At 65.5% G+C, this 3146-nt stretch carries 4 protein-coding genes; all 4 read right to left on the reverse strand.

Features of this window, described 5'->3' with window-relative positions:
- Positions 1 to 256 precede the first annotated feature (256 nt).
- On the reverse strand, positions 257 to 841 hold the full coding sequence (pth, locus tag LH475_RS05515) for an aminoacyl-tRNA hydrolase (protein WP_297413070.1): 585 nt from the start codon (positions 839 to 841) through the stop codon (positions 257 to 259).
- 29 nt (positions 842 to 870) lie between these two features.
- Positions 871 to 1512, reverse strand: coding sequence for a 50S ribosomal protein L25/general stress protein Ctc (locus LH475_RS05520; protein WP_297413067.1), 642 nt, complete (start codon positions 1510 to 1512; stop codon positions 871 to 873).
- 335 nt (positions 1513 to 1847) lie between these two features.
- Positions 1848 to 2165, reverse strand: a complete 318-nt coding sequence (locus LH475_RS05525) for an antibiotic biosynthesis monooxygenase (protein ID WP_297413068.1) — start codon at positions 2163 to 2165, stop codon at positions 1848 to 1850.
- Positions 2166 to 2627: 462 nt separating this feature from the next.
- The coding region (locus LH475_RS05530) for an enolase C-terminal domain-like protein (protein WP_297413069.1) at positions 2628 to 3146 on the reverse strand (519 nt) is incomplete at its 5' end.

Below are 3146 nucleotides of genomic sequence, written 5' to 3' on the forward strand. Positions count from 1 at the left end.
CGGCGGCCCCGCGGAGGGTGTTCGGGAGTTGTTCCATGCCACAATTCTCCCACTTCGAACATACTTTCGAAAGAGGAAAGAGCTGATGGGGATAAGAATCTCCCCACAGGGCCTGTGCAAGAGAAGACGCGGTGCAAGAGAAGACCCCGTGCAGGGGAAGACCCAGTGCTGGAGACGACCCTGTGCAGGGGAAGATGCGACGGACGATGCGTGGGGGAACAACGAGCGTTGCGGACGACGACCCCGCCGCAGTCCTCTAAGACGCGGTGTGAAACTTCAACTGCGCGGCCGTGAGGCCCTCGCTGACGACCAACTCCACAGCATCCGTCGCGTCCGCGAGCACGTTCGGCAGCAGCGCCCGCTCGGCCGAGCCGAAGTCCTTGAGCACGAAGTCGGCAGCAGGCTGGCGCCCCGGAGGGCGCCCGATCCCGATGCGCACGCGAACGAAGTCCGGGGCGCCGATCGCGGCGATGATGTCCCGCAGTCCGTTGTGGCCGCCGTGGCCGCCGCCCAGCTTGAGGCGCACGCTGTCGAACGGGATATCGAGCTCGTCATGCAGCACGATAAGCCGGGACGGGTCGATCTTGTAGAACCGGAGCAGGCCCGCGACGGGCCCGCCCGAGGTATTCATGAAGCTATTGGGCTTGGCGAGAATGAGCCGCGGCGAGCCGGGGGCTGTGCGCCCCTCGGCGACCGCCGCGCCCGCTTTGTGGTTCTTAAACGTCGCGGATGCCCGGTAGGCGAGTTCCGCGAGCGCCATCTGTCCCACGTTGTGACGATTGGCGGCGTAGTCGGGCCCGGGATTACCGAGCCCAACCACGAGCCACTGGGCATTGTCCAGTGGCTCAGACCGCCTGAAGAGGGCCGTGACTACTCCGCAGCCTCGGTGGACTCGGCCGCCTCGGCGCCTTCGGCGCCCTCCGCAGCCTCAGCATCCTCGGCCTCTTCCTCGCCGAGGTCGACCTCGGCCGGGATGACGATGTTGATAACGAGCGTCTCGGGATCGGTGACGAGGGTCGAGCCGCTGGGGAGCTCAAGGTCCTTGGCGTGAATCTGGGTGCCGTCCTCGAAGCCGTCGATGTTGACGATGACGCGCTCGGGGATGTGGGTCGCCTCGGCCTCGACCGAGATCGTGGGGGACTCGAGGTTCGCGATCGTGCCCGGGTAGGACTCGCCCTCGACGTGCACGGGGATGTCAACGGTGACCTTCTCGCCCTTGCGGATGACGATGAGGTCGATGTGCTCGATGATCGCCTTGACCGGGTCCTTCTGCACATCCTTGACGAGCGCGAGCTGGGTCTTGCCGTTGACCTTGAGCTCGAGCACGGCGTTCTTCTTGCGCAGCAGCAGTGCGACCTGGTGGCCGGGCAGCGCGAGGTGCTGCGGCTCGGTGCCGTGTCCGTAGACGACGGCCGGGATCTTACCCAGCACGCGCAGCTTGCGGGCCGCGCCCTTGCCGAATGATTCGCGCACGTCGGCGACGATGGTGGGGTCGATTTGCTTCTCAGCCATTGTTTTCTCCTGTGCAGGCGTGGGCCCACGATCTGTGCCCCAGAGGGGGCGGTCAACTCGAACGCATGTCAGCGTGAGGAAAGACGTGTGCCTGCAAAGGCTGTGCCCAACCACCGCGTCGATTACGGATGCCGTCCGCGGCCGGTTTCCCGACACGCGAAAGCGATCCCTCGCCGAAGTACAGCCTGAAGCCTACACGCCGCGGCCAGCTCTGAGCGCGGGCGCATGCCTCGCGATGCCGTTTTGCCGCCCGAATCGAGAAAACCGCGAAGGAGAATCTGCGTTGGTACCACCGCTGATCCCGAGGTGGGTGTTCACACCCAAATCAAATCGCGCTACAGCTGCCCCTGCTCGGCCGTGCCAACAGGGATGGGAACCAGGCGGGTCACCTCGACGGGCCGTTCGAGCTTTCCGCCAAGCGACGTGGTGAGGTTCGCGACGGCGTCACCGGCTTCGTGCGCGTCGAGCAGCTCTGCCGACTCCCATTTTTCGACCATGACGATCGAGCCGTCCGGCGCGTCGTGGATGGCGTACAGCAGGCATCCGGACTCCGCATGCACGGCGGCGATCGCGGGCGACAGCGCGGCGACGACGTTGTCATGCTGGCCGGCGACGGGGAAGAAGACGGCGGTGACGACGATGGGGTTGGTCATGGTCGACGATGCTAGCCGAATTGCCGGTTGAGCAGGTCGCGCAACCGTGTCTGTTGGTTGAGCAGGTCTCGCAGCGACCGCATCGAAACCGTCTCGCGGCGAGTTTCGACACGCGCGCCAGAGCGCGCCGTTCACCCAACAGAAACCGCAGTGATTGTGCCCGTTTGTGACAAGTGCCCCCGCTCGAGCGGGGGCGCTTGTCACGAGCGGGCACATTCATGAATGCATGTCGGCAGCGCAGCGGGGAAAGTGCCGGGTGAGGCGGTTGCGCAGCGATCGTGTCGAAACCCGCGAGGTTTCGACACGCGCGCCAGAGCGCGATGCCCAACCAGCGGCAACCGCCAGAGCGCGATGCCCAACCAGCGGAAACCGCCAGAACGCGATGCCCAACCATCAGAAACCGCCAGAGCGCGCTGCCCAACCAGCGGCAACCGCCAGCGCGAGCTGCTCAGCTCGCGGCACTCACCAGTCGTGCACCGTGCCGTCAGCGAGGCGGTTGTAGGGCAGGTAGGCGGTCTCGTACGGGTACTTGCCCGCCTCGTCGACGTTGAGCTCGACGCCGAGACCGGGCTTGGTGCCCGGGTGCAGCATGCCACCGTTCCAGGTGAACGACTGCTCGAAGACCTGGTTCGTCTTCTCGCCGTGCGCCATGTACTCCTGAATGCCGAAGTTGTGGATCGCCATCCCGAGGTGCATCGCGGCGGCCATGCCGACCGGGGAGATGTCGGTCGGCCCGTGCATGCCCGACTTGATCTGGTATTGCGAGGCGTAGTCGAGCACCTTGCGCAAATGGGTGATGCCACCGGTGTGCGTCACGGCGCTGCGCACGTAATCGATGAGCTGCTCGCGGATGATCTGCTGGTAGTCCCACACCGTGTTGAAGATCTCGCCGATCGCGAGCGGCGTGGTGGTGTGCTGCCGAACCAGGCGCAACGCCTCCGGGTTCTCCGCCGGGGTGCAGTCCTCAAGCCAGAACAGGTC

It is taken from the genome of Cryobacterium sp. (assembly GCF_026786305.1).
Lineage (GTDB): Bacteria > Actinomycetota > Actinomycetes > Actinomycetales > Microbacteriaceae > Cryobacterium.

What these genes read in the sequence shown, in the direction of transcription:
- LH475_RS05525 (WP_297413068.1), bottom strand. Translation starts at nt 2,165, where the DNA reads ATGACCAACCCCATCGTCGTCACCGCCGTCTTCTTCCCCGTCGCCGGC.
- LH475_RS05520 (WP_297413067.1), bottom strand. Translation starts at nt 1,512, where the DNA reads ATGGCTGAGAAGCAAATCGACCCCACCATCGTCGCCGACGTGCGCGAA.